This window comes from Cohnella sp. SGD-V74, from assembly GCF_003001675.1.
Classification (GTDB): domain Bacteria; phylum Bacillota; class Bacilli; order Paenibacillales; family Paenibacillaceae; genus Cohnella.
This window is the reverse complement of record NZ_PVYW01000009.1, coordinates 184,759-210,406: the sequence shown is the minus strand read 5'-3', so window position 1 is coordinate 210,406 and position 25,648 is coordinate 184,759. Positions and strand designations below refer to the sequence as shown.

The window sequence follows — 25,648 nt, the reverse complement described above, 5'->3', positions numbered from 1 at the left end:
CCCGGTTAGAGTTTTTTTGACGAACGGATATGGGACAGCTGCCTGCCGATCAGTTTTTTGTATAGCTTGCTGAAATATTTGGAGCTGGGATAGCCCACCTTCTCAGCGATTTCGTACATTTTCAGATCGGTCGTACGGGCGAGATGCTCCGCTCTTCGGATACGCGACTTTGTGACGTACTGGTGGAACGTCTCGCCGGTATGTTCCTTAAACAGCCTGCTGAAATGTGCGCGACTTACGTTAACGAACGCAGCCGTCGATTCGAGGCCGAGCTTCTGATCGTGCAGGTTTCGTTCGACGTATTGCAGCGCCTTCTCGACCTCCTGCGGATGCGAGCCGTGTATGAGCGCTTCCGCCGTTTCCCACAGCCGCAACACGTATCGTTTCAGTTCCGGCGCCGTGCCCAGCGCTTGCAGCCGGGAATACATTTCCGGTTCGACGCGGTAAAGCTCGCGCAAGATGCCCGGATAAGACGCCGCCCGCTGCAGCAGCATGCCGAGCAGCATCCCGCTAAGCTCCAGCGTCTGCCGGTGCGTGGTGTTTTTGCGTTCCAGCTCGCGATAAATTTGTTCGACTTTGTCCGCGCCAGGGAATGAATCGCTGAACCAGCTGCTGTCGAGCCATTCCTCGGAACGGTACGTCCATCTCGGTTCCGCGGCTCCTTCGACAACGATCAGCCGATCCGCAGGAATGCGCTGCTCGCGTTCGTCCAACACTTTGAGCAGCGCGCCGGCAGCTTGCGACAGCTTTCGCAAGGCGATCGGCTCGGTCTGCAGCGCCATCTCGACGTCAAGCTGGAAGTAGGTTCGCAGCACGCGCGACAGCGTCGTGAACCGCTCGTCCCGCTTCCCTGCGCTGCTCTCCGAAGCGCCGGACAACAGGACGACGGCGAGATCCGGCGCTTTGCAGACGGACTCATACCCGGATTCGGCGCGAAACAATTCATCGATGACGTTCGTCGCAGCGTATGCGAACAGCGTCTCGTCCGCCTTGAAAGAGCCTTGCAGCACTTGATCGCCGTTGCGAAAGCGGACAACCGCAACGATGCTCGCCGCCGGGTCGCATTGGAGCGGCACTTCCTTCCACTGCGCGTCGCCGACCTCATTGCCGGCGAGTAAGTCGAGCAGCATGCGTTCCTTCAGCTTCCTCGCGCTGTTGAGGTACAGCCGCTCGATGCGATGCGCCGTCTGCGCTTGGCGCTTGGACTCCTCCCGCCGCACAGCCGCTTTCTTGACCGCCTGAACGATGTCGGCCGGCATCATCGCCGGCTTGTGCAAATAGCTGCAAGTTTGCAGCTCCAGCGCTTCGCTCACATACTCGAAGTCGGTGTAGCTGCTCAGGATGATCACTTCCGCAGAATAGTCATGGTCGCGCATCGTTCTGACGAGATCGAGACCGTCCATTTCCGGCATTTTGATATCGGTCATCACCACGTCGAACTTGATTTTGCCCATCAGCTCCCAGGCTTGCTTGCCGTTGGCGGCCGTATGCGGGGCGTTAAACCCGGCTTCCCGCCAATCGATGCTGTTGACGATGCCGACGGTGACGAGCATTTCGTCTTCGACGATCAAAATATCGTACATCTAGACCACCTTGCCTTCGGTCAAAATCGGAATCGCGACGACGATGCGCGTACGCAGCCGCAGCGGCTTCTCCACGGTAAGCCCGTACTGTTCGCCGAAATGCATCCGTATCCGGTCGTTGACGTTCGACATGCCGACACCCGACATCTGATCCGTCGGCTTCGGCGCGAAGCCGACGCCGTTGTCTTCGACCTCGAACCGGATTTGCCGGTTCGCTTCGTCCAGCACGCCGCGCACAATGATGAGACCGTTGTACGAGTTGTTCGCCAACCCGTGAATCATCGCATTTTCGACGATTGGCTGAATGATGAACTTAAGTGTGTAATAGCGGTCCATCCGCTCGTCCCATTCGTATTCCACTTCGATCTTTTCCCCAAACCGCATCCGCTGTACCTGCACATAATCCCGAATGAACTCCATCTCGTCTTTAATCGGGATAAAAATCTCGTTCGTCCGATACGTAAAACGAAGCACCTTCACAAGCGCGACAACCGCGTCGGCGATTTTGTTCGCCCCTTCGCTAATCGCCATCCACTTGATCGAATTGAGCGTGTTGTATATAAAATGCGGCTGGATTTGCGCCTGCAGCGCCTTCAGCTCGGCCGCCGTCTTCTCCTCCTCCTTCTTCACCGAATCCTTGAGCAACTGATCGATTTTTTCCACCATCGTATTAAACGTGACGGCGACCATGCCGATGTCCGGGCTGTTCGATACCGGCACTTTGACGTTCAGTTGCCCCTCGCCGGCTTTTCTCATCGAGCGGATGAGCGTATGGAATTGACGAAGGATGCCATGCGACAGCAAAATGGCGAACAACACGGCGACGATAAGCGCGAGACCGGCGACGATAAGCAGGATGTTGCGCAGATGGCGGAAGTCCAGACTGTACCGCGACAGCGGAGAGGCGACCGCCATCACCCACCCGCGCCCCTCGAGCGGCCTCACGCTCAGCATGAGCGTCTGACCGTCCGACTTCATCGTCGTCGTGGCGATTCCGGTATTGCCCGCCACTCGCTTACGGATGTCTGCGGCTGCCGTATTCGACAATTCTGCCGATGTGCGCTCTTGAATGATGCGGCCTTGTTTGTCCATGAGAAAGACGCTCTCGGCCTGATCCGTCGGCATAAGCTGCAATAGCGAGCCGAACTTCGCCGCGTCGACGTCAATCTGGATCAGCGCGAGGTCTCTGCGGGTGCCATAGGCGCCGACGGGGCGAACGAACGACAGCACCTCGCGCTCCTGCAGCAGCGTGTAGGTCGGCGTGTGAGAAAGCAGCAGCTCGCCCTCCGCTTTGCCTGTCGGCGTTCGAAGCGCTTCCTCGACCCAGGACATCGCTTTCAGTTCATCCCGATTCAAGTAAGGATCGGTCGAATAGAGCGTGCCGTCGGAGCCGACCATGTAAATCTCCGTAATATAGGGATACGATCGCTTGAAATTGGCGAGCAGTTCCTCCGTCTTCTTGAGCGTGTCGAGCTTTTCCGCCCCCGTCTTGTCCGCGTAATCCATGAACGCCCGCGACGTGACGGAATAGGCGATCAGTTGCGTTTCGGTCGTCTTGACCTGCTCGGAGACAAACTCGACTTTATCGCTTAGCTGCTTGAGCAGCTCTTCGTTATAGGATCTGATTTTCTGCTCCAGCGATACATTCGTACGTTCGTAATAATACCAATTGATGACAAGGGCGGGCAGCAGCGCAATGACGAACAACGCGCCGATCAGCTTCGTCTGGATGGATGGCGACCGCCGTATCCGTTGTTTGAACTTGCCCATCGCGCTTGTCCCTCCCCGAAGTCGAATCGATCAGCCTTTGACCGCGCCGGCCGTCATACCTTTGACAATCTGTTCTTGAAACAGCATATACACAAGCCAGAGCGGCAGCATCGAGACGACAAGTCCGGCGCAGACGAGCGCGTAATCGGTCGAATACTGCCCGGTAAGCGCCATTACGCCTTGCGTCAGCGTCTTCGAAGGCTCGCTGCCGATCAGCACGTAAGCGAATAAATACTCGTTCCAGCAATTCAAAAAGCCGAGCGTTCCGACGGTTGCCAGCCCCGGCTTCGCGAGCGGAAGCACGATAGAGACGAACGTGCGCACCCGGCCGTACCCATCGATAGCCGCCGCTTCCTCCAACTCGCGCGGAATGCCCTTTAGAAACCCGTGGAGGACGAACACACACAGCGACAGGTTGCTCACGATGTAAATCAGAATCAAGCCGAAATGCGAGTTCAGAAGATGAAGCTGCTTCAGCAGCACGAAGGACGGAATCAGAATGGCGTGCACCGGAATCATGATCCCGAGCGTGAAGTACGCATACAGCCAGCCGCTTTTCTCCCTTCGTGCAAGCACGTACGCGGCCATCGCCCCGATGAGGAGCATAATCGCCACCGCGCATGCGGAGATGAACAGACTGTTCCAGAAATAACGCGACAAATGCGCCGTTTGCCAAATATCGGCGTAGTTGCCCCAATGCCATTTCACCGGGAAGCCGAACGGATTGGCATAAATTTGATGCTTGTCTTTGAGCGAGCTGACGAGCACCCAATAAAACGGGAACAGCGTCGACAAAGCGAAAACCGCGAGAACGAGGCCCCTCGACAACCGGGTGACCCGCTGCATGGCGTAAGTCATCCTCCATTCCCCTTTCAATTATACAGTCTGGCGCAAATTCTTTTAAACAGCACCGTAAACAACGCCGCATACGCCAAAATCGTAATCGTCATCGCGCTTCCGTAGCCGATTTGATTGCTGATGAACGCGGTTTTGAACATTTGCAGGGCGATAAACGAAGACGCGTTGCCCGGCCCTCCCGAAGTAATGACCCAGGCGTGGTCGAACGACTTGAGCGAGCCCGTCACCGCGAGAATGACGCACACCTGGAATACGTCCCAGATTTGCGGCATAACGACGTTGAAGAATGTACGAAAAGGACCGGCGCCGTCCATTCTCGCGCTCTCGAGCAACTCCTCTGGTACCTGCTGGATCGCTGCCAGAAAAATGACGACGTACAAGCCGATATACTGCCAGATTTGCGGCGCCATAACCGCCTTCAGCACCGTATGCGGATCGGACAGCCACTGTCTCTTCCAAGAGGACAAGCCGAGCGAATCCAGCAAATGGTTCAGAGGCCCGGTATCCGAATTGTAAAACAGTGAAAACATCAGGCCGATGGCAACCGGCGAAATAATAACCGGAATAAAGTATACCGACCGGTAAAACCGGAACCCGCGTACGACCTTCGCCAGCAAATAGGCGATCGCAAGTCCCGCGCCTACCTGAAAGACGAGAGAATACGCAATCAATTGCCCCGTGTTGCGAACGACCTGCCAGTAATCGCCGTCCGCGATCAACTCTTGATAATTGCCCAGCCCTTCGAACGTCTTGGCCGTTACCCCATTCCACTCCGTCAAGCTGTACCCCGCCGACATCGCGACAGGATAGATCATGAACAGCGTGTAGACGATCACCGCGGGCAAGACGAATGCGCCGTAAAAAACCGCATCGTGTTTTCGCCGCATAGTCCCTTCCTCCTTCCCTTGCGCCGCGTAAACAAGAAGAGGGGGACGCGCCCCCTCCTCCTTGTTCCGCAGTATCCGTCACTTCGCTTTGTCGAGCGCTTTCTGCGTCTTGGACACGTAATCTTCAGGCGATACGAAGCCTGCGAACAGTTCGTCCAGAGAGCTCAAGATGACGGAATAGGCGTTGCTGTCGGGAACATAGCTCTCGTGATGCGGCCATACGTTTTGAGTTTTCGTGAATTCCATCGCTTTGGCGTAGAGCGGGGACAGCGTCGACGGATCAAGCTCCATCTGCTTCGCCGGAAACAAACCGCCCTTCGCCACTTCGCCCAGTACCTCGTCGGAGTTGATGAAGTCGGCGAAATCTACGAGCGCCTGCTGCTTCGCCGGGTCCTCGAACGACTTGCGGTTGATGAGCAGCCCCATCGCGACGGCGCCGATTGTGTAAGACGAAGGATCGACGACGGAGCCGTCGAGCGCCGGGAAGTTGATCAGGTCGCTCTTGTCGACAATTTCCGGCTTCACGTTGCCGATCATCCACGGAAATTCGTAAACCATCGCCGCTTTTTCCTCGTTATAGAGCGACAGCTGCGGCCCCCAATCGCCGTTGGCGACCGTATCGCTCGGGAAGATGCCATCCTCCTTCATCTGCGTGACCGCTTGCGCCGCTTGGCGAACCGCGTCCGTATCGTATTGGTACGTTTGGGGAATTTGCTGCGCGTCATCGAAGCCGTTTTGGAATTGATACGTCAAATAGCTGAAAAACAAGTGCGAAGGCTGACCGTTTTTACTGCCCATGCTGAACGGCACAATGCCATTGTCGTTGAACACCTTGGCGACGTTAATCAAATCGGCGTACGTTTTTGGGTATTCGAGGTTGTACTTTTGGAACAGCTCGCGATTCGCCATGAAGAAGCCTTTGAACGCTTCGAGCGGAAGACCGTATTTTTTGCCGCCGATATCGAAGAACGACCAAGCGATATCGGTGTACTGCTCTTTTTTCACCGTGCCGCTCTTGCTTAAATATTCGTCCATGTCGAGAATTTCGTTGGCGTCGACGAGCGGCTTCAAGTTGACCGGTCCGAGCCAGTAGGTGAAAATGTCGGGCAAATTGCCGGCTGTCGTATCCACTTTGATTTTCGTGCGGTGCTCCTCGCCCGGCGTCGCTTCGAATTTGAAGGCGATTTCCGGGTGCTTCGCCTCGTACTCCTTCAGCTTGCCTTCGAAATACGACGCTTTCGGGTCAGCGCCCGTCCAGTTGTAAGCGAAACGGATCGTGATTTTATCGCCGCCATTGTTTGGCGAAGAGGAAGCGGAAGGGGAGGCATCGGTCGACGGAGAGGCGTTGCTGCCCTTGTCGTTATTGCTGTTCGAGCATCCTGCAGCCAAACCGGCGACCAGAGTAGCCGCAAGCACGATGGATGCGGACTTTTTCATTTTCGCAGATAACCATGTCATAGAGAGTTTCGCTCCTTTTAAGTTCAAATCACAAGCGTATGGAAGGATTTCGCGGTCATTGGCATTTCGTAGACGGCGCCTTCGCAAGCGATCGCAATCGTTCTCGGCTCATCATGCGGGTTATGCACGATGAATGCTTTGCGTCCTTCGGCGTTCTCGAACGCGATGGCGTTGCCGCTCCAGCCTCCTCGGAGGCTGAGCCTGTCTGAGCCTTTGCCGACGAATCGGCACACGTGCTTAAATGAATAAAATTCCGGGTTCCACGCCACCTCGCCGTTATCCAGGTCCACGTTGACAAGGCTGTTCTGGTAGCCGCCCCATGTGCATTCCCCGCCTTTGGGGAGCACCATGTTCCAATACACGTAGCTTTCGACGCCGTTATTTAGATAATGCCACAATAGGCCGAAAATGTAGTGCGCATATTCCCACGTGTTTTTGCCGTCTCCGCATTCGTTTTCCGTCTGCATAAGCCGCATTTCCGGGAACGCGACATGCGTCCGCTGAATCGCTTGCTTGCCCGCCCATTGATAGCCAACACCGCTCACGTACGCCTTCGCTTCCGGATCGTTCAGGACGATGCCGGCGTAGCTGTCGTACGAATCGGTGTTAAGCGTGCCGAGCCACAGCTCGATTTCCGGCTGTTTTTCCTTGAACAACGGGCCGAGATGACGTTTCAGAAAATCCCGCATTTCTTCTCCGGTCCAGACGCACGAAGGAAAGCGATGATGCGTAACAGGCTCGTTCTGAAAATGAAGCTGCGCGATCCGCACGCCTTCTTGCGCATAAGCTTCCGCGAATTTCAGCAAGTAGAGCGCATAGGCTTGCAAATTCTGCTCCGTCGGGACCAGCTTGCCGTAGTTGTACGTCTGCGGATGCTTCATCCACGTCGGCGGGCTCCACGGCGAGGCGAACCATTGCATGTCCGGCTGAATCTCCTGCGCCGCCTTGACGTAAGGCAGCAAATGTTGCCGGTCGCGATCTAGCGAAAACTTCTCCATCGCGTAATCGCCTTCGTTATCATTGCAACTGTACCAGTTCACGGAATAATCGGTCGCTCCGATCGGAATCCGGTTCAGCTCCAGACGCAACCCGTCTCCGGTTTTGTCGAACAGCGCCTTCAGCACTTCCTGTCGCGCTTCTTCGCTCGTCGACTTGAGCGCCAACCACCCTAATTCGTTGACGCATCCGCCGAACCCTTCCATCCTCTGATGCCTGGCGCCCGTCCACTCCAGGTCGATCGTCGGATGCTCTGCCGCAAGTCTCGGCTTGCTTTGCCGCCAAACCGCCCGTTCATCCGACGAAATGAGCAGCGGCTCTCTTAGCGCTCGCTCTGTCATCCCTCGTTGCCCCCTTTACTTTTTTGACGTTCTGACAATTTCGATTATAGGAAAAGGGAGATTCCCGGCGTAATGCCACGATCTTGCGAATGTATCGCCTTTTCGTACCCGATTGTCGCTTGGCTGGCTTATCGCCGTGTTTCGTACATAAATCACCTCTCGTCAAGGGGCCAAATCGTGCGGAAAAGGGGGCAAATCGTGTACAAAGCTAAAAACCGTTCACGAGCCTTCGGCGAAGGCTCGTGAACGGTTTTTCTGCGAAGTATCTTAACCAATGGTCGGAAGTCTGGCGCAATCATGACTTATAATCGTCCTACTCAGACCCCCCGGCTCCGTTTGCCCTTCCAAGGCATGCCCGTCCAATTGGCGACATAGAGTAGAGTAACATGGACGAGTTAGGTCGGGAGGTTCCGCGAATGAAACATTGGGCCAGAAGCATCCAAGTCGCGCTCGTATTTATCGGAACCGTCGTAGGTGCGGGTTTCGCTTCCGGCAGGGAAGTGCTGCAATTTTTCACCCGATTCGGGCATTGGGGACCGTATCTGATCATCGTCTCCACGATGTTTTTCGTGTGGATCGGGGCCAAGGTTATGCTCCTGTCCGCCAAATTGAACGCCAGATCCTACGAAGATTTGAACAAGCATCTGTTCGGCGACAGAGCCGGGCGCTGGGTCAGCCACATGATGCTGATCGTGCTGCTCGGCGTCAACGCGGTCATGCTGGCCGGCGCGGGCTCCGTCTTCTCGGAGCATCTCAACCTGAGCTACCAGACGGGACTGATCGTGACGATGTTCGCCTGCTTTTTGCTGCTTCGCAAAGGGATGAACGCCATTCTGGCGATCAATACGTTCGTCGTCCCGCTCATGATCGGCTTTTCGGCCTTTCTCGTGTTCGAGACGCTGAGGGAGCCGCTGCCGGATCAATGGTTCAGAGCGCCGAACGAGCAGTCCGCGTGGGCTGCTTGGTTATCGCCCTTCCTGTACGCCGCGTTTAACCTGTCGATGTCCCAGGCCGTTCTCGTTCCGCTCGGCTCCACGATCGGGGATTCCCGAATTTTGCGCAAGGGAGCGTGGATGGGCGGAATCGGCATCGGGGGGCTGCTGCTCGCCGCCCACTTCGCCTTGTCGTCGCGCATGCCCGGCATTGCCGACTTCGATATTCCGATGGGCGGGATCGCGAGGGAGCTCGGGGCATGGCTGCATTGGGTGTACGTGTTCTTGATTTTCATGGAAATCTTCACAACGCTCGTCGCGGATGTTTACGGGCTTACGCTTCAATTGCACGAGAGGACGAAAGCTTCGCCCTGGATGCTGACGGCGATTCTGCTGCTGCTCTGCTTCCTCGCCGGACAGTTCGGCTTCGGCACGCTGCTCTCGGCGCTGTATCCGATGTTCGGCCTGCTCAGCCTGGGTTGGCTGTTCCTGATCAGCCGGGATCGGGCGCTGCCTTCCAGCCCCGGGCGGTCTCAGCGTCCGCCTAAGCTCCCAGCGTAATCAAGTTCGCTCCTTCAACTCCGGAGACGATCGTCCTGGCGACGTGGCGATGGCAGGTAAACAGCAGCGCCTGCCTCGTCTGCCCAAGCTCTTCGAGCACCGGCAGCGTTCGCTCCAGCCTCGTCTCGTCGAAGTGAACGAACAGGTCGTCCAGCAGCAGCGGCAGCGGATGCTCCGGCGACGCGGCGTCGCACAGCGCGAACCTCATCGCCAAATACAGCTGCTCCTGCGTGCCGCGGCTTAAATAGATGCTGTCCAGCAGGGAGCGTTCCTTCGTCTCGGCCAGCAGCGCCTTGGAATCGCCCGGAGCCACGATGCGGATATAAGCTCCCCCGGTCATCCGCTGAAAATACCGGGAAGCCCGCAGCAGCACCTCCGGCTGCTTCTCCTCCTCGTAGACCGCTTTCGTGCGGACGATCAGCTTGTCCGCGAGCGCCAGCACCGCATACCGCTCGGTCAGCTCTTCAAGCTGGTCGACGAGCTCTCCGAGCCGCTGGGTCTTATCCTCCAGCTCGGCATCCCCGCGAAGCCGTTCGAGCTCCTGCGCCAGCCGGCCGCGCCGGTCGAGCAGCTCCGAACGGCTCGTCTCCGTCTCGGCAAGCCTGAGCCGCAGATCTTGGGCAAGGGCGGCGAGAGAAGCTTCGTCGCGCGAGCCCAGCAGCTCGTACAGTTCGGCTTGCGCGGCCGCATCCCGCCCGGATTCCAGCCGAAGCTGCATCTCGCGGGCTTCCCTGCGAAGCGCGCGGCAGCGCTCGTCGATACGTATCCGGCCGTCCAGCTCGCTCTCCGAACCGACGCGGAACTCGATTAGCGTCTTCCTGATTCTCTCCACCACACGCTCAAGCTCGGCCTCGAATTGCCCAACCTTTGCCTCCACCGCCTCCAGTTGCGCTTCCAGCCGCTCGGCCGCTTCTTTGACGGACAATTCCTCTGACGCCGCGCGGTACAGCCATTGCACCGCAAGCTGGGCATCCGCTCCGATTCCGGCCGGCAGAGGCCGCTTCCCGGCAAGGCTCATCGCCGCGCGGTCGAAATCGCCGATCGCGAGATCCAGCGCGCGAGCGCGCTCCTTAAGCCGATCCCTCTGCCGCAGAGCGGCTTGTCCCCGCTCCGCAGCCGCGAACAGCTCGGAGGCCCCTGCCTGCGTCAGATGAAGCGGCAGCTTGCGCTCGGCCAGCCACCGCTTCCACCGCTCGCGAAGCTCGTCCAGCAGCTTCAACTGCTCGTCTGCCTCTTCGCCGGCCAGTTTCCTCTCCTTCAGCAGCTGCTGCATCCTTCCCTGCCATTCCTGCCTGCGCGCGTCTTCGCGTTCGCTGCGCTCCCACAGCTCCAACTGCTCGTGCACCGCCTCGCGCAGATTGCGCCAATAAGCGTCCGCTTCCGCCGCCGTCCATTCCGCGCCGGCCCGAGACGATTCTTCGTCCAGAAGCGCCGCAGCCGCGGCTTCGGTATCGCCCAGCAGCCGCCTCAGCTGCTCGTTCATCTTTGCGCGGCTGGCATGATAAGCTCCGGAATGCGCCTCCGGATTGCCTTGCGAGCGGGAAGCTTCGTTCCCGCGCCTGCTCCAGACGTATGCGGCCAGACCGGCGGAGAGAGCCAGCAAGCCTGCGGAGACGAGCGCGGATAACGGGGAGAGTCCCCCTTCCCGTCCCGGCAAGAACGGCCACAGGAACGCCGCCAGCGCCGCGGCCGCCGCAACCCAGATGAACCATCCCGGGGCGCTCCGCTCACGTCCTCTTCCGGAACGCGACAGGGCGGCACGCTCGGACGGCCTGGGTCCGTTCGAAGCGGCTGCCCGTTCGAATTCCCGGCGCGCATCCTCCGCCTGATGCCAGGCTTGCAGCAGCTCGGATTTCGTTCCCGGCGCGAAACCGACGGACAGGAGCGAGTCGGGCATCGCACTCTGCACGCCATCGCCATCCTCCTCCAGCCCAGCCTCTTCATCCAGCAGCGCTTCCCGCTGACGATCCAGCCTGCGCAGCTCGGCTTGCAGCGTCATCGCCGCCCTCTCCGCCTCTTCCCACGATTGCCGCAGCATACGCACCTGCTCTCGTTCCGCCGTCAAGCCTCCGAACGCGGCCAACTCGGCCTCGCCCCACTCCGGCGAGATCAGCGCGAGCGAGCTGCGCACCGCGTCGTCCAGAGCGATCAGCTCGGCCTCCAGCCGAGTCTGCTCCTCCCGCTTGGCCGCGATTCCCTCGCGCATCGCCTCCAGTCTCTCCAGCTCGGGGAGCGCCGCGAGCAGCTCCTCATCCCAATGCAGCCGCTCCCGCTGACGCCGCAGCTCCTCAAGCACTTCCCGCTCCGAAGCCAGCTTGTCCCTGGCGGAACCGCGAAGGCTTCTCAGCTCGGCCCATATCCCTGCCGCGTCTTCGGGCAACAGGGCCGCGGAAGGGTCCGGCAGTTCCGCACGCAGGTCGGCGATCTCCGCAAGCAGCGCTTCCCGCTTCAGCCACCATTCCCGCAGCTCCAGCGCCCCCTGCAGCTTCGCTGTCTCCAATCTAAGCGAGGGCAACTCCTTGTCCAGTTGCTCCAACCGCTCTTCGACCCGCTCAAGTTCCCGAGTCGCTTCCGCGTAATCGCGAATCCCGTCCCGGCTTCGGCGAATGTCCGCCTCCAGCTCCTTGATGCCCGCAAGCAGACGATTCATCTCTTGGGTCGATCCTTTCGGCCGGTAGAGGCGATCGAGCTCGGCGCCGATCTTGCGGCGCGCTTCCGTAATCGACGCGCCTCCGGCCAGTCCGGCATGATACAAATAATTGCTCAGCTCTTCTCCCTGCAGCGTCCTCAGCTCGTGCAGCTCGTTCAGCGACACAGCGAACAGCTGTCGAAACAGCCGCTCGGACAAGCCGCCCAGCAGCAGCTTCTCCCACTCGGCCTGCCCGACAGTCCGTTCGGTTCCCGAATTGTCCCTCAGCCGGATCTCTCCGCCCCGTTCCGCATGGCGTTCGATCCGCCACTCCCGTCCTTCCCTGTCCGCCAGTACGAGCCGCCCCCCGTGTCGTCCGCCGAATACGGGCTCTCCCCGCTCCACCGGGTCCTTACGCGTAGGGAAGCCGTACAGCATGCTTCGCACGAACCGGAGCAGCGTGCTCTTGCCGGCCTCGTTAGGCCCGTAAAGCACGGTGACCCGCCCTTCTCCGAGCGAAAGAGCGACACCGTTCAGCGCGCCGTATCCGTCCACTTCGATTTCCCGTATGTACATGTCCGCTCCTCCTAGGGTGTGTATGCATACTCCGAAGATAGCAGATGTTGCCGAATTTTCGTTCCATGCAAGGAACTTTTGTGAAGGCGTACCGAAGGTACGTCAAGCAAAAGTGACGCAGCAGGGGGTGATAGATGCCCCTGAGCGGGTTTGCATACACGCCCTAGCGCCTACCCCGCATCGTCGTCCCGCAGCAGCGAAGCGCTCAGCTCCATCGCCCGGCGAATCCACCGCTCGCGTTCCTCGCGCGTTCGTCCGTCCAGCCACTCCCGAACGCGGGGCAGCTTGCGCAGCGATTCCGTCGCTTCGTCCAGCATCGCCTTCGCCTCCTCCAAGTCGGCCGAGGCCAGCATGCCGCGGCGGATCAGCTCGCCCAGAAACCCGCCTTCCTCGGCGACGCGCTCCAGCAACAGCTCGCCGGAAGTGCGCACGAGCAGCGATTCCGGCCAGATCCAATCGTCCGTCTCTTCCGGGGACGCGAGACAATCCCGCACGCCCTCCAGCCACTCTTCGGCCGCTCCGGCCCGAAGCAGCAGCTCGTGCATCGGGCCGCGTCCCTCCAAGCGCAGCCGCGCGACCGTCGGTCGTCCGGAGGAGTCCCGACGCGCATCTTCCAGCGCGGACAGCATTGCCTCTTGAAGCTGCTGCTCCCGCTCCAGTCCGTCGATCGGAACGGCGATCTCCCGCCAGACGACGTCCGCCAGATCTTGAAACCGCATGTCCACTGCCCCCGAGCCGGAGACGGACACGACGTAGGCGCCTTTGCCGCCGGTTTCCCGGACGCTTCTCCCCTGCAGATTGCCGGGGTAGACGACATGCGGATATTCGCTCAGCACGCGCCGGTCGTGCACGTGTCCGAGCGCCCAATAGTCGAAGCCGGAAGAAACGAGCTCGTCCAGCCGGCAAGGGGCGTAGTCGTCGTGCGCCGGGTCGCCGTCCACGTTCGCATGCAGAACGGCAATATGAAAAGGCGCTCCCTCCCGTTTCCTGAAGCGAAGCGCCAAATTATCTCCGACGGCCCGCGTCGGGTAGGAAATGCCGTAAATATGGGCGGCCGTTTCGCCGCCGCGGGCATATGCCGCACAGCAATCGACCCGGGAAGATCCGAAGACGTGGACGCCCTCCGGCCAATCCAGCTGCGCCTGCCTTCCGCTCTCGTGGTCGTGGTTGCCGTGCACGATATACGTGCGTACGCCTCGCTTCGCCAAGTCTCCCAACGCGCGCTGAAGCCGCAGCTGGGCGCGCAGCGAGCGGTCCGCCGCGTCGAACAGATCGCCCGCGATCACAACGAAGTCGGCGCGCTCCCGCACGGCCAGCTCGGCCAACCGGCCGAGCGAGGCGAAAGTCGACTCGCGCAGCCTCTCCCGCACGGCGGCCGGCGCCTTCGACAGCCCCTTGAACGGGCTGTCGAGGTGCAGGTCCGCGGCATGTATGAAGGTAAAAGGCACGCCCATTCCGTTCACGCCTCCTCGTCGCCGTCTCCCGCGTCCGCTGCGGTCTCGGCCTCGCTGTCCGCCTCGGCTCCCGCCGGGCCGAAGGAAATGTAAATGCGCTTGAGCTCGCTGATTACCCGGTTGAGCGAGTAGGTTTTCTTCGCTTTGTTCCAACCGGCCCGCGCCATCTCGTAACGGAAATGAGGGTCGTTGATCACCGTCTCCAGCGCGCCCGCCAAGGCTACTGGATCTTCTGCCGGCACGAGCAGCCCGTTCGTTCCGTCCTCGATCTGCTCGGCGATGCCCCCGACGTTCGTGCCGACGAGCGCGAGCAGGCAGAGCGCCGCTTCCGCGAACACCGAGCCGAACGCTTCCGCGCGCGAAGGCAGGACGAACACATCGAAGAACGGCATCAGCTCTTCCGGGTGAAGCATGTATCCGTAAAAAATCGTATCGTCGTAGATGCCGAGCTGCTGGGACAGCTCCTCCAGCTCCTTGCGGATCGGGCCGTCCCCGATGATGTGCAGCACGAACCGGGAATCGCGCTTGCGCAGCTCGGCGCAAGCCTGGAGCAGAATGTCCAGCCCTTTCGCCGGAACGAGCCGGCATACGGTGACCAGTTGGGTCACTTCATTGTCGTGCGGCACCGGCTTGAATCTTCTCTCGTCGTATCCGTTAGGAATGACGATCGTGCTGTCAGGTTCTTGAAGGTACGTGCCGATATATTGAGCAAAGGACTTCGACACCGTCATCAGGCGATCCGCCTGGCGCTCCAGCTCTCCGTAGATCGAAGTCAGGAAACGATGCTCAGGGCCGCCCTCGGCGATTCTTCCGTTCAGAATAAGCTCGCGCTCGTAGCTGGAGTGAACCGTCATCAGCAACGGCGTGTCGGGATAGATCCGCTTCATGGCGAGCGCGGCGATCGGATGGTGGGCGTGGATCAAGTCGAAGCGCTGCCCGGACAGGCGGAGCTTCACCCACCAGATATAGTCCTTGTAGGTCTGAATGTATTTGTCCACGATGGCGTTGCCCGCGTAAGGCCGCCAATCGAACGTCGCGAATTCGATCTCTTCATGGCCCTTGTTGCGAATGCGCTTGGGGAGCGAGAACATCTCCATCTCCCAACCGATCTTGCGGAATCTCTCCCCGATGTAGGGAACCATGGACGAGACGCCTCCCGGCTGCTCCGGGGGGAAAAACAGCGCCTGCAAGATGTTCAACGGCGTTACCTCCTCGTTCCGACGTTCTTGATGCTAGCTTCTCACAAAATATGATATATTAGAAACATATGTTCTGCAAGTTTCATAGACCGCCTTTAAAGGAGACCCACATGTTCCTGATCACGCTGACTTCCGACAATTTCGCGCTGCTGTTCTCGTCGGCAATGGCCGTCGTCATCGTCTCGCTCATGCTGTTCATGTCCTATCGGCTGTACGCGAGCAACCGGCGGCACGCCTATCGGTCGCTGCTGACTTCACTTACATTTATTTTAATCCAACAACTGCTGCAGATGGCGATCTCCATGGAGATGACGCCTAACTCCCCCGTTCTGGTCTTCATCGGGAAGCTTCTACAAGTATATGCGTTTATCGTCATCAATTTCGCGGTTTTCGAATTGTACCACCGCAGGCGTCCGAGAACCCGGCTTTGGTTTGTCGGCTTGCTCGCGACAGGCCTGCTCGTGGCCGCCGGGGACATCCTGCCGGGGGCGCTCTCGTCGGATGGGCCCTGGATCGGCGGCTTCGGCTCCACGCCGGCGCTCGACGGCTATTTGCTGCTGCTCGGCCCTCTCTTCGTGTTGATGTTCGCTCCCCATATCGGTCAGCCCCGCAAGTATATGACCAGCCTGTGGATCGCCTTCACGATGCAGCTGTCGAGCATCTCTTCCGTCTACTGGGCGCCTGAGGCGGCGATCTTCAAGACGATCGCGGGCTTGCTGCCGGTCTTCTATTATATTCTGCTCTTCGCCATCATTTTCGAGCGGGTCGTCGAAATTTTGCAATCCGTCTACCGATCCTCCATCACGGACGGCTTGACCAACCTGTACAATCGGAGGTACTTTATGGGCAGGATGGATCCGCTGTTGAAGAGCGGCAGGCCGGTTGGGGCGATCTTCTGCGATATCGACAATTTCAAAAAGCTGAACGACACGCAGGGGCACCATAAGGCGGACGGCGTTCTGAAGCAAGTGGCGGCGATGCTGATGGAAGAAACGGACGGAATCGGTCTGGCCGGAAGGTACGGGGGAGAAGAGCTCGTCGCCTTCGTCGTCGGACCGGCATCCGCCGTGGCGCAAGCAGCCGAGAGCATCCGCTCCCGTACCGAGAAGGAGACGATCGTCACGATCAGCGTCGGCTACAGCATGGCTTCTCCCGGCGATACGGCCGAGTCTTTGATGAAGCAGGCCGACGAAGCGATGTACTACAGCAAGACGAACGGCAAAAACCGGGTCACCGACTTCGCCGCAATGGGACGTTCCGCGAACCCGGCCGCCGTCCCGCAGCGCCGCAAAGGTTGATTGCCGCACACGATACGTCCGACATTCGTTCCAACAATTCAACTTGAGGAGAGACACTACTATGCCGACTTTACTATTGCTCTTCCCGCTCAAACCCGAACAGATCGAGCAAGTCCGCCAGCGAATTCCGGAATGGAACATCATATCCGCGAGCGACGCCGCGATTACCGAAGAACAATACCGCGACGCGGAGATCGTGCTCGGCTGGAACGCCGCGATGGACGCCGTCTTCGATTCCGCCGCCAATTTGAAGTGGGTGCAGACGAGCTCCGCCGGCGTGGACAGACTGCCTCTGGATCGGCTTCGCGAGCGCGGCATAGCGTTGTCCAGCGCCAGCGGCATTCATCCGATATCGATGGCCGAGACGCTGTTCGCGATGCTGCTCGCCTTCAGCCGTAACCTGCACCATGCAATCCGGCAGCAGAGCCGCGGAGAATGGCGCGTATCGGAGCGCTATTACCAGCTTGCCGGACGGACGATCGGCATCGTCGGAGTCGGCGCGATCGGAACGGAGATGGCCCGGCTGGCCAAAGCTTTCGGCATGACGACGCTCGGCGTGCGCAAGAGCGCCCGTCCTGTCGCCGAGGTTGACGAGATGTACGGCATGGATCGGCTGGACGACGTTCTGTCCCGCAGCGACATGGTCGTTAACGTGCTGCCCTACACCGACGAGACGCATCATCTTTTCAACACGGAGCGGTTCGCGGCCATGAAGCCCGATGCCCTGTTCTTCAACTTCGGACGCGGCGCATCCGTCGATACGGCCGCTCTCGTCGCGGCATTGGAGCAAGGCACGATCGGGGGAGCCGGCCTTGACGTATTCGAGGAGGAACCGCTGCCGTCCGGCCACCCGCTCTGGAAGATGGACAACGTCATCGCGACTCCGCATATCGGAGGCTGGACGGACCATTACAAAACGCGGGTAACGGAAATTTTCCTCGACAATCTGGATGCGTACTTGACTAAGGGGAAGCCGGTGCGAAACGCGGTCGACTTCGATCGCAATTATTGACGCGCGGCTTGCCGCTTCATCCGCCTATCTCCGCATTTACCCAAAATCGTTTGCCCCGGGGTAAATGTCCAATCCGCGCTCATCCTTCTTCATAATATAGGTGTAGACCGAGGCAGAGGGACAGCGCAAGAAATGCACCCGCTTCGGCAACCCCCACTATTATCTACATGAAGGAGGAGTTTGCATGTCTGGTGCAGTCGGCGGATACTATGCATCGGCAGCCTTCGTGCTGGTCTTGTTCATTCTGCTGGTCATTATCTTGCGCGCTGGTTACTGAGTTCCGGGAAGCGACTCCTGCACATTTCGCCAGCTAAGCGCGTAGAGCAAGCCGGGTTTGCCGGCTTGCTTTTTTCCCGTTACGCCTGCTTGATTACCAGACGCTCCAGGACGACCGCGACGCCGTCCTCGTTGTTGGAGACGGTCACTTCGTCCGCGGCGGCTTTCACCTCGTCGGGAGAATTGTCCATCGCCACGCCCCACCCGGCAAACGCCAGCATTTCCATATCGTTATAATAATTGCCCATCGCCAGCACGCTCGCGCGCGGAATTCCCCTTTGCTCGGCCAGCCAGCGCAGGGCCTGCCCTTTGCTGGCATTCGGATGCTGCACGTCGATAAAATAGTCCCCGCTCCGAATCGTCTGCAGCTCGTGCGTCCAGCTATTCCATTCCAGTTCGACCTCGTCCAGCACTTCTTTGGGCGCATAGACCGACATTTTCACCAACCGCTCCGGCAGACTTTCCGCGAAGCTTCTTCGAATCGGCTTGGCCAGCAGGTTGTCGTACATCGCCGCCGCGTCGTCGTTCAAGTCTTCCACGAACAGGTCGAACGCCGTATTCAGATCGAAGTGGATGCCCCATCCCTTGAAAAAGTCCATGTAGCGGCGCGCCCGTTCGTGCGTAATCGCCGTATCGTGAATCACTTCCCGCGTCTCGCTGTCGACGACGGAGGCGCCGTTATGGGTAATCATCGTGCCTTGCAGGCCAAGCTCCCTCAGCACGCCCAGCGCGCTCGTCGAGCCGCGGCCCGTGCAGATGACAATCTCCGCCCCTTGCTCCGCCGCCTCCCGAACCGCCTGTCTGACTCTCGGCGTAAGCTCATGATCGTCGTTCAGCAGCGTGCCGTCCACATCCAATGCAATCAAGCGATAGTTCATTCCTGTCCATCCTTCCGGTAATTTCTCAAGTTGTCGACTTCGTCTTCCGTCAATTCGCGCCATTCGCCCGGAGCCAATGCGGGATCGAGCTTCAGCGGTCCCATCGACACGCGCCGAAGGTAGAGCACCTTTTTGCCCACCGCTTCGAACATCCGCTTCACCTGATGGAATTTGCCTTCGTGAATCGTCAGCTCGATCCAGCTCAGCGACGGCGCCTCGGGACCCGAGGGCGCGAAGTCGAGCACGGCAGACATCTCCGCAGCGTCATCCGGCTCGTCCGCCTGCATCGTTCCTCCGGCTGCGGCGTCGACGGAAGCGAGCGCCCGCAATTGCGCCGGCATCGTCACGTAACCGTCGTCCAGCTCCACGCCTTTCGCGAACGCCTCCGCGTCCGGCTCTCCGACGGCCCCGGCCACGAGAGCTCTGTACGTTTTCGGAACGTGCTTCTTCGGCGAGAGCAGCTCGTGCGACAGCTTCCCGTCGTTCGTAATGAGCAGCAGCCCTTCTGTATCCTTATCCAGTCTCCCTACCGGAAAAGGCGACAGCACCGTAATGTCCTCGTCGAGCAGGTCGATCACGGTCCGGTCGCGGTAATCCTCGGTAGCGGAGACGACTCCAGCCGGCTTGTGCAGCAGCACATAGACCGTGTCGCGATAGCGAATCGTTTCTCCGTTGAGCGTCACCGTATCGTCGTTCGGGCGGATTTGCTTACCGTGATCCTTGACGGTCTCTCCGTTCACGGTAACCGCTCCCTGCTTGATCCATTGCTTGATCACGCTGCGCGTTCCGTATCCCAAATTTCCGAGCATTTTATCGAGTCTGATCGTCGCTTTCATTTTTATACCTGCTTTCTTTTTGACAGTTTCATGTCATTGGCGCGCACCCCGTTTTGTTCGGCGGTCTTATTAGGTATAATGTAAGAGAGTTCGCAGAACTTGTCCATGACTTCCATACATAATACCAATCCGAATTGGGGGAATCGTTAATGAACGCCAAGAAATTATCGATCTTCTTCGGCATTCTGGCCGCGTTGATCGTCCTGCTCGTTGTATTGAACAACATGCAGCCCGACACCGTATACGGCAAGCCGGAAAACAAGCTCTTTCCCGATACGCGGGCTCAGTTGAACGATCCGAACTACAGCAATCTGATTCTTCCGGACGAACTGGAGACGAAGCTGAAGAACAAGGAAAGCTTCTTCGTCTACTTCTACGCTTCGAACTGCCCTCACTGCCAGGCGACTACGCCGAAGCTGAAGCCGCTGGCCGACGAGCTCGGCGTCAACATGCACCAATTCAACCTTCGGGAGTTCGAGAACTATTTCGGCAAAATGAATATCGAAGCGACTCCTACGTTAGTATACTTCAAAGACGGCGTAGAAAGCGACCGGATGAAGGGCGGCCTGAAGGAATCGGAGACGACTGCGGGCTATTCGCTGGACGATTTCAAGGCGTTCTTCGAGAAGCATAAAGTGGAAGGTAACGACTGATGAACGCCAAGTGGCTGCTCGCCCTGCCGACCGCGCTGCTCGCCGGTGGGATACTGCTCGTCGCTTGCGGAGGAGGTTCCGGCAACAGCGAACCCCACCGCCACGGGAACGAAACTTGGGAGGTCGAAGCGTCGCTGTCCAAGATGCCGTCCTTCCTCAGCAACTATTCGGGAAGAACGAACCACCTCTACTCGATCGTCGGCAAGTACGAAGACATTATGAAATCGGTCAAATGCTATTGCGGATGCATGAACTACGAGAACGATCCGCACGACTCCCTCTTCCGCTGCTACGTGGCGGACCAGAGCGAGGACAGCGTCACCTGGACCGATCACAGCGGCACTTGCGGCATCTGTACCGAAGAGCTGCTCAAGATCGAAGAGTGGAGCAAGCAAGGCAAGACGCCGGAGCAGATTCAACAGCTGATCGAAGACAACTTTAATCCGAACGCATAGCGAAAAAAACCGTCAGGGACGCTTGAGTGACAAGCGTCCCTGACGGTTTTTTTCTGAGTGCTGGAGGGCCGGAATGAGCCTTGGTGCGGCCCGCATTCCGCCGAGGCACTTTTGTCGCCTTGGCGCGTGACGCGGGGTGGGGCGGAGGCCACTTCTTGGCCTTCGATCTCACGCATCGGACCAGGCCACGTGCCTCCAAGGCACTTTTGTGGCCTTAGTGCGTGGCGGCCGATGAGCCCAAGGCCACTTCTTGGCCTTCGATCTCACACATCGGACCAGGCCGTGTGCCTCCAAGGCACTTTTGTGGCCTTAGTGCGTGGCGGCCGATGAGCCCAAGGCCACTTCTTGGCCTTCGAGTTCTCGCACCGGACCAGGCCGTGTGCCTCCAAGGCACTATTGTGGCCTTGGTGCGCGGAGCTGGATGAGCCCGAGGCCATTTCTTGGCCCTGGCACCGGGCATCAGGCCAAGACCAGTCAGCCGCTACCCAGCTCAATAAGGAGAAGCGCTATGCCCGTCCTGCTCGGCTTCAAGCACGGCCTGGGCCGCTTTGGCCGCGCCCATCGGGCCGCCTGTGCCGTCGCCGGGGCCGCGTGCGTCGAGCCCTTCCTTTACGCGCCGCCCGTATTCGGGGTCGCACTTAGTGAAGTGCTCCACCATCTTGCTCCGCACGACCTCCGGCGCGGGGGCGAGCGCACCAATCAGATTGGCGATCAACTCTTCGCGCTCCCAATCCTCGAACATGCGGAATCGGTCTCCCGCCTGCTCGTAATTGTTCGGCCGGTCGATCGGCTCGCGCACGAGGTTCCCTTCAATGCGAGGCGTGTATTCGGGATCTCCCTTGCCCGCTTCCACGATGCCGCCCAGCGAAGTCGGCTCGTAGTTGACGTGCGGATTCGATCCCGGAGGAGAGTCGACGAACAGCGCCATCTGGCCGTCCCGCTGGTTTGTCGCCACCCGCTTTTTCGGCGCGTTGATCGGAAGCTGCAGGTAGTTGGAGCCGACCCGGTAACGCTGCGTATCCGAATAAGAGAACGTTCTGCCCTGCAGCAACTTGTCGTCCGAGAAGTCAAGGCCGTCCACGAGCACGCCCGTCCCGAACGCCGCCTGCTCGACTTCGGCGAAATAGTTTTGCGGATTGCGATCCAGCACCATGCGTCCGACCGGCAGGAACGGAAACTGCTCCGGCGGCCACAGCTTCGTCGGATCGAGCGGATCGAAGCTCAGCTCCGGATGATAGTCATCGCTCATGATCTGCACGCACAGCTCCCATTCCGGGTAATCGCCCCGTTCGATCGCCTCGTACAAATCCTGCGTCGCATGGTTGAAATTTTTCCCCTGAACGCTCTCCGCCTCGGCCTGAGTCAAGTTTTTGATGCCCTGCTTCGGCTCCCAATGGTACTTGACGAGCACCGCCTGCCCCTCGGAGTTGACCCACTTGTACGTGTTCACGCCGGAGCCCTGCATTTGCCGGTAGTTCGCCGGGATGCCCCAAGGGGAAAACAGAAACGTGACCATATGGAGCGCTTCCGGCGAGTTGCTGACAAAGTCGAAGATGCGCACCGTATCCTGCCGGTTCGTCACCGGGTCGGGCTTAAACGCGTGCACGAGATCCGGAAACTTCATCGCGTCCCGGATGAAGAACACCTTCAGGTTGTTTCCCACGAGATCCCAGTTGCCGTCCTCCGTATAGAACTTGACCGCGAAGCCGCGCGGATCGCGCAGCGTCTCCGGCGAGTGCCCGCCATGGATGACCGACGAGAACCGCACGAATAAGGGCGTTCTCTTCCCGGCCTCCTGGAACAGCTTCGCCCGCGTATACTTGGCGATCGGCTCCTCGCCGACTTTGCCGTACGCTTCGAAATAGCCGTGCGCTCCCGCTCCGCGGGCATGAACGACGCGCTCCGGCGTCCTCTCCCGGTCGAAATGCGTGATTTTCTCGAGGAAATGATAGTTTTCCAGCGTGGTCGGTCCGCGATTGCCTACGGTCCGCAAATTCTGATTGTCGGCGATCGGGTGACCCTGCCGGTCGGTCAGCGACTGCCCGGTCTCCCGGTCGGTCATTCTTTGATCCGCCGCGCCTCCCGCTCCGGTTACCGATGTTCCATCGTACTCGCTCATTGAGATACCCCTCTCGGTGATTCATTACAAAATCCCTCAAGGTAAAATTTCCCGAACGAGCGAATATTATCCCCGTCACTCAGTCTTTATCCGATTTGTCCTCTTACTCCGCCTCCAAGCGACGCTCCTCGTTCCACCGCTCTGCCGAAATCCGAAGCCCGTCGTCGACGATGCGAAGCTCGAACGCCCGGAAAGGGGCGTCCAGCGGCCGCCGGGCCAGCGCCTCCAGGCTCTCTTCCAGGCTGCGCCGCAGCGCCGCCAGATCCAGACCGAGCGCGACGTCGCCGTCATGCGCGCCCAGCTTCTCCAGCGCGGCCGTCATCAGCTTCACGGCCCCCGAACGGTTGCCGTTATCCCAATGGTGCAGGCCGACAGCCGCCTGAAGCAGTCCTTGCAGCAAAGAGCTGCGGCCGTTTTCCAGCCACAGCTCTTCCATTACTTCATGACATTCGAAATAATCGCGGTCCCGGTTGAAATAGACGACATAGGCCAGATAGCGCGAATCGCCCATGACCTCGTTCCACCTTTCACTCCTCATGCCGACCCGCTCCCTAAGCGTTCCCGCCTTTTTCCGCCGTTCCTCCCGCCTGGTCCAGTCCTCTGCGAGTGTCCGCCTTTTTCCGCCGTTTCCCCCGCCTCGCCTCAGCTTTACGAGTGTCCGCCTTTTCCCGCGCGCTTAAGCGCCGCCTGCACCTCGGCAGACAGCTCCTTGAGGCCCCACAGATCGTCCTGCTCCCACAGCTCGTTGAAGCGGCGCTGAAACTGCGCGGCCTCCCTGACCCTGCGGAAGAAGTACAGCTCCTGAATCTCGTTAAGCACCCGCCTCACGACAAGCGAGCTTTCCTCGAAGTCCTGCTGCGCGTCCACGATCTCCTGGCGGATGCTCGACATCTCGTTGTCGAGGGAAAACGCCGCTTCAGCCGCTTTGCGAAGCCTCTCCCGAACGTGCGCGGGCAGTTGGTTGCGGTACTTGTAATTCAGCGAATGCTCGATCGTCGCCCAGAAATTCATCGCCAGCGTCCGGATCTGAATTTCCGCCAGCACCGGCTTGGAGCCGAGCGACGTCTGCACCGGGTACTCGACGATCAGATGGTAGCTGCGATAGCCGCTGTCCTTGTAGTTCGTGATGTAATCTTTCTCGTAGACCATCGTCAAATCTTTGCGCTGGCGGATCATCTCCGCGACGCGATAAATATCGTCCACGAACTGGCACATGATGCGGATGCCCGCGATATCCTCAATTCCGACTTCGATCCGGTCCAGAGGAACGGCCAGTCTGCGCGACTTCTCCAAAATGCTGGAAACCCGCTTCACCCTGCCGGTGACGAACTCGATCGGAGCGTATTCGTCCCTGGCCTTGAGTTCGGAGCGCAGCGACTTCAGCTTGACCTTCAGTTCTTCCACCGCTTGCTCATAGGGAAGCAGGAACTTCCCCCAATCCATTCCGTCCATCGACATTCCTCCTAACGAACGCCCGCTCCTACCGCCTGAGTGATCCGATTGAATCCGTCCTGCTTCAGCCTTCTCAGCAGGCCGGCGTGAATTTCCTTCAGCACTCCCGGTCCTTTGTAGATCATGGCCGTATAGACCTCCACCAGGCTGGCTCCGGCGAGAATTTTCTCGTAAGCGTCATCCGCCGTGAAAATACCGCCAGACCCGATTATCGGCAGCCTGCCCTTGGTCAGCTTGTACAAGCTCCGCACGACCTCGGTCGAACGCTGCGTCAGCGGGCGTCCGCTGAGTCCCCCGGTCTCTCCGGCGTTCCGATGGGTCAATCCGTCCCGTCCGATCGTCGTGTTCGTCGCGATAATGCCCGACATGCCGCTCAGTTGGATTGCTTCGGCCATGTACTCAAGCTGTTCCTCCGTGTTGTCCGGCGCGATCTTCACGAGAATCGGCTTCGGCAGCTCCCCGTGACGCTCCGCCTGCTTGCCCATCTCGTCCTTCACCGCGTCCAGCAGACTCCTCAGCTCGTCTCCATGCTGCAGCGCGCGCAAGTCCGGCGTATTCGGCGAACTGATATTGACCACGAAGAAATCCCCGTACGGAAAAAGCTTGCTCACGCACGCCCGGTAGTCGTCAGCGGCGTTCTCGTTCGGCGTTGCCTTGTTTTTGCCGATGTTGACCGCCAGCGGAATGCGCCGGCGCCCCAGCTTGGAGAGCCGCTCGGCCATGACGTCCGCTCCCTCGTTGTTGAAGCCCATCCGGTTGATCAGCGCCTCGTCCGGCGGCAGACGGAACAAGCGCGGCAGCTCGTTGCCCGCCTGCCCCTTCGGCGTTACCGTACCCACTTCCATGAACGACAGGCCGATCCGGGATAAGCCGGTCACCGCTTTCGCGTTTTTGTCCAGTCCGGCGGCCAGGCCTACGGGATGTTGGAAGTGCAAGCCGAACAAATCAACGGCAAGCTCGGGAGAAGCTTTGGTTCCCCAGATCGCGGACAGCAATCCGGGCATGCCCGGGACTTTGCCGGCGGTTCCCATCCCGTCGATGATCAAGTGGTGGGCGGCTTCCGGGTCCATTTTGAATAACAGCGGTTTAGCCATACGATACAGCAATGAGTTCGACATCCTTTCGCACAAAAGAAAACCTTTCGGCTACCAGTTTAGCCTTTTCCAGAGGAAAAGAAAAGGGCAACCTGCCTTTCGGCCTATCAGTCCGCCCCGGGGAGTTAACCGAATTTTCACAATTATAAGCAAACGCGCTCTTCACGGCATTTGGATGTGAAAAAACGCAAGTATCGGAGGAGATGAACAAATCGTTTCCTTTAAAAACAGACCTTCTGCGGATGCCAACATCCGGCAGCGGACCAAACGGATACCGGTATCCGGCGAGAGCATCCGGATGGCGGGGACGATGGGCGCGATCAAAAACTAA

The 25,648-nt window shown here is 59.3% G+C and carries 21 protein-coding genes; 6 read left to right on the top strand and 15 right to left on the bottom strand.

What is annotated here, in order from left to right; genetic code table 11:
• Positions 1-5: 5 nt before the first annotated feature.
• The 6 genes from B0G52_RS15635 to B0G52_RS15610 all read right to left on the bottom strand — a co-directional run bounded on the left by B0G52_RS15635 (position 6) and on the right by B0G52_RS15610 (position 7,893).
• Entirely contained in the window at positions 6-1,583 is a 1,578-nt protein-coding gene (locus tag B0G52_RS15635) for a response regulator transcription factor (RefSeq protein ID WP_094045893.1), read from the bottom strand.
• Positions 1,584-3,353 carry a cache domain-containing sensor histidine kinase gene (locus B0G52_RS15630; protein ID WP_094045891.1) on the bottom strand — a complete coding sequence of 590 codons (1,770 nt, stop codon included), beginning with the start codon at positions 3,351-3,353 and terminating at the stop codon, positions 1,584-1,586.
• 30 nt (positions 3,354-3,383) lie between these two features.
• Positions 3,384-4,211 carry a carbohydrate ABC transporter permease gene (locus tag B0G52_RS15625; protein WP_198960655.1) on the bottom strand — a complete coding sequence of 276 codons (828 nt, stop codon included), beginning with the start codon at positions 4,209-4,211 and terminating at the stop codon, positions 3,384-3,386.
• Between the two features lie 14 nt (positions 4,212-4,225).
• The gene (locus B0G52_RS15620; protein ID WP_094045889.1) at positions 4,226-5,098 is read right to left on the bottom strand and encodes a carbohydrate ABC transporter permease; all 873 of its coding nucleotides are present in this window, start codon (positions 5,096-5,098) and stop codon (positions 4,226-4,228) included.
• Between the two features lie 78 nt (positions 5,099-5,176).
• Positions 5,177-6,556 carry an ABC transporter substrate-binding protein gene (locus B0G52_RS15615; RefSeq protein ID WP_094045887.1) on the bottom strand — a complete coding sequence of 460 codons (1,380 nt, stop codon included), beginning with the start codon at positions 6,554-6,556 and terminating at the stop codon, positions 5,177-5,179.
• Positions 6,557-6,579: 23 nt separating this feature from the next.
• Entirely contained in the window at positions 6,580-7,893 is a 1,314-nt protein-coding gene (locus B0G52_RS15610) for a glycoside hydrolase family 30 protein (protein WP_094045885.1), read from the bottom strand.
• A gap of 416 nt (positions 7,894-8,309) precedes the next feature.
• Between B0G52_RS15610 and B0G52_RS15605 the strand changes: the two genes are divergently transcribed.
• Entirely contained in the window at positions 8,310-9,386 is a 1,077-nt protein-coding gene (locus B0G52_RS15605) for a YkvI family membrane protein (protein ID WP_094045883.1), read from the top strand.
• On the opposite strand, the gene B0G52_RS15600 is transcribed toward B0G52_RS15605, so the two are convergent.
• The 3 genes from B0G52_RS15600 to B0G52_RS15590 all read right to left on the bottom strand — a co-directional run bounded on the left by B0G52_RS15600 (position 9,370) and on the right by B0G52_RS15590 (position 15,244).
• Positions 9,370-12,591, bottom strand: a complete 3,222-nt coding sequence (locus B0G52_RS15600; RefSeq protein ID WP_094045882.1) for an AAA family ATPase — start codon at positions 12,589-12,591, stop codon at positions 9,370-9,372. The two genes, B0G52_RS15605 and B0G52_RS15600, sit on opposite strands and share 17 nt — an antisense overlap.
• 170 nt (positions 12,592-12,761) lie before the next feature.
• Positions 12,762-14,045, bottom strand: coding sequence for a metallophosphoesterase family protein (locus B0G52_RS15595; protein ID WP_094045879.1), 1,284 nt, complete (start codon positions 14,043-14,045; stop codon positions 12,762-12,764).
• Positions 14,046-14,050: 5 nt separating this feature from the next.
• Positions 14,051-15,244: a glycosyltransferase family 4 protein gene (locus B0G52_RS15590; protein ID WP_094045877.1), complete on the bottom strand. Its 1,194-nt coding sequence runs from the start codon at positions 15,242-15,244 to the stop codon at positions 14,051-14,053.
• Between the two features lie 110 nt (positions 15,245-15,354).
• On the opposite strand from B0G52_RS15590, the gene B0G52_RS15585 reads away from it, so the two are divergent.
• From B0G52_RS15585 to B0G52_RS15575, 3 genes are all read left to right on the top strand, one after another.
• The gene (locus B0G52_RS15585) at positions 15,355-16,542 is read left to right on the top strand and encodes a GGDEF domain-containing protein (RefSeq protein WP_158223723.1); all 1,188 of its coding nucleotides are present in this window, start codon (positions 15,355-15,357) and stop codon (positions 16,540-16,542) included.
• Positions 16,543-16,603: 61 nt separating this feature from the next.
• Complete coding sequence (locus B0G52_RS15580; RefSeq protein ID WP_094045873.1) at positions 16,604-17,554, top strand: D-2-hydroxyacid dehydrogenase; 951 nt, start codon at positions 16,604-16,606, stop codon at positions 17,552-17,554.
• Between the two features lie 184 nt (positions 17,555-17,738).
• Positions 17,739-17,831, top strand: coding sequence for a sporulation protein YjcZ (locus B0G52_RS15575; protein ID WP_106359402.1), 93 nt, complete (start codon positions 17,739-17,741; stop codon positions 17,829-17,831).
• A 79-nt stretch (positions 17,832-17,910) separates the two neighbouring features.
• On the opposite strand, the gene B0G52_RS15570 is transcribed toward B0G52_RS15575, so the two are convergent.
• Together B0G52_RS15570 and B0G52_RS15565 are read right to left on the bottom strand one after the other, a co-directional pair.
• On the bottom strand, positions 17,911-18,708 hold the full coding sequence (locus B0G52_RS15570; protein WP_094045871.1) for a Cof-type HAD-IIB family hydrolase: 798 nt from the start codon (positions 18,706-18,708) through the stop codon (positions 17,911-17,913).
• Entirely contained in the window at positions 18,705-19,544 is an 840-nt protein-coding gene (locus B0G52_RS15565; protein ID WP_094045869.1) for a pseudouridine synthase, read from the bottom strand. The genes B0G52_RS15570 and B0G52_RS15565 overlap by 4 nt, the downstream gene beginning before the upstream one ends.
• A gap of 149 nt (positions 19,545-19,693) precedes the next feature.
• Here B0G52_RS15565 and B0G52_RS15560 point away from each other — a divergent pair, with 149 nt between their 5' ends.
• Both B0G52_RS15560 and B0G52_RS15555 read left to right on the top strand, forming a co-directional pair.
• A complete protein-coding gene (locus B0G52_RS15560; protein WP_094045867.1) occupies positions 19,694-20,197 on the top strand; it encodes a thioredoxin family protein in 504 nt (167 codons plus the stop codon).
• Positions 20,197-20,652, top strand: coding sequence for a PCYCGC motif-containing (lipo)protein (locus tag B0G52_RS15555; protein WP_094045865.1), 456 nt, complete (start codon positions 20,197-20,199; stop codon positions 20,650-20,652). Before B0G52_RS15560 ends, B0G52_RS15555 begins: the two co-directional genes overlap by 1 nt.
• A gap of 490 nt (positions 20,653-21,142) precedes the next feature.
• On the opposite strand, the gene B0G52_RS15550 is transcribed toward B0G52_RS15555, so the two are convergent.
• The 4 genes from B0G52_RS15550 to B0G52_RS15535 all read right to left on the bottom strand — a co-directional run bounded on the left by B0G52_RS15550 (position 21,143) and on the right by B0G52_RS15535 (position 25,329).
• Entirely contained in the window at positions 21,143-22,714 is a 1,572-nt protein-coding gene (locus tag B0G52_RS15550) for a catalase (protein ID WP_233162713.1), read from the bottom strand.
• Positions 22,715-22,874: 160 nt separating this feature from the next.
• The gene (locus tag B0G52_RS15545) at positions 22,875-23,309 is read right to left on the bottom strand and encodes a DUF309 domain-containing protein (protein ID WP_094045861.1); all 435 of its coding nucleotides are present in this window, start codon (positions 23,307-23,309) and stop codon (positions 22,875-22,877) included.
• Positions 23,310-23,419: 110 nt separating this feature from the next.
• Positions 23,420-24,223 carry a GTP diphosphokinase gene (yjbM, locus tag B0G52_RS15540; protein WP_094045859.1) on the bottom strand — a complete coding sequence of 268 codons (804 nt, stop codon included), beginning with the start codon at positions 24,221-24,223 and terminating at the stop codon, positions 23,420-23,422.
• Between the two features lie 11 nt (positions 24,224-24,234).
• Positions 24,235-25,329, bottom strand: a complete 1,095-nt coding sequence (locus tag B0G52_RS15535; RefSeq protein WP_094045857.1) for a quinone-dependent dihydroorotate dehydrogenase — start codon at positions 25,327-25,329, stop codon at positions 24,235-24,237.
• Between the last annotated feature and the right edge of the window lie 319 nt (positions 25,330-25,648).

Coding starts and splice junctions, on each gene's coding strand:
- B0G52_RS15635 (WP_094045893.1), bottom strand. CDS start 1,583: ATGTACGATATTTTGATCGTCGAAGACGAAATGCTCGTCACCGTCGGC.
- B0G52_RS15630 (WP_094045891.1), bottom strand. CDS start 3,353: ATGGGCAAGTTCAAACAACGGATACGGCGGTCGCCATCCATCCAGACG.
- B0G52_RS15625 (WP_198960655.1), bottom strand. CDS start 4,211: ATGACTTACGCCATGCAGCGGGTCACCCGGTTGTCGAGGGGCCTCGTT.
- B0G52_RS15620 (WP_094045889.1), bottom strand. CDS start 5,098: ATGCGGCGAAAACACGATGCGGTTTTTTACGGCGCATTCGTCTTGCCC.
- B0G52_RS15615 (WP_094045887.1), bottom strand. CDS start 6,556: ATGACATGGTTATCTGCGAAAATGAAAAAGTCCGCATCCATCGTGCTT.
- B0G52_RS15610 (WP_094045885.1), bottom strand. CDS start 7,893: ATGACAGAGCGAGCGCTAAGAGAGCCGCTGCTCATTTCGTCGGATGAA.
- B0G52_RS15605 (WP_094045883.1), top strand. CDS start 8,310: ATGAAACATTGGGCCAGAAGCATCCAAGTCGCGCTCGTATTTATCGGA.
- B0G52_RS15600 (WP_094045882.1), bottom strand. CDS start 12,591: ATGTACATACGGGAAATCGAAGTGGACGGATACGGCGCGCTGAACGGT.
- B0G52_RS15595 (WP_094045879.1), bottom strand. CDS start 14,045: ATGGGCGTGCCTTTTACCTTCATACATGCCGCGGACCTGCACCTCGAC.
- B0G52_RS15585 (WP_158223723.1), top strand. CDS start 15,355: ATGTTCCTGATCACGCTGACTTCCGACAATTTCGCGCTGCTGTTCTCG.
- B0G52_RS15580 (WP_094045873.1), top strand. CDS start 16,604: ATGCCGACTTTACTATTGCTCTTCCCGCTCAAACCCGAACAGATCGAG.
- B0G52_RS15575 (WP_106359402.1), top strand. CDS start 17,739: ATGTCTGGTGCAGTCGGCGGATACTATGCATCGGCAGCCTTCGTGCTG.
- B0G52_RS15570 (WP_094045871.1), bottom strand. CDS start 18,708: ATGAACTATCGCTTGATTGCATTGGATGTGGACGGCACGCTGCTGAAC.
- B0G52_RS15565 (WP_094045869.1), bottom strand. CDS start 19,544: ATGAAAGCGACGATCAGACTCGATAAAATGCTCGGAAATTTGGGATAC.
- B0G52_RS15560 (WP_094045867.1), top strand. CDS start 19,694: ATGAACGCCAAGAAATTATCGATCTTCTTCGGCATTCTGGCCGCGTTG.
- B0G52_RS15555 (WP_094045865.1), top strand. CDS start 20,197: ATGAACGCCAAGTGGCTGCTCGCCCTGCCGACCGCGCTGCTCGCCGGT.
- B0G52_RS15550 (WP_233162713.1), bottom strand. CDS start 22,714: ATGACCGACCGGGAGACCGGGCAGTCGCTGACCGACCGGCAGGGTCAC.
- B0G52_RS15545 (WP_094045861.1), bottom strand. CDS start 23,309: ATGAGGAGTGAAAGGTGGAACGAGGTCATGGGCGATTCGCGCTATCTG.
- yjbM (WP_094045859.1), bottom strand. CDS start 24,223: ATGGACGGAATGGATTGGGGGAAGTTCCTGCTTCCCTATGAGCAAGCG.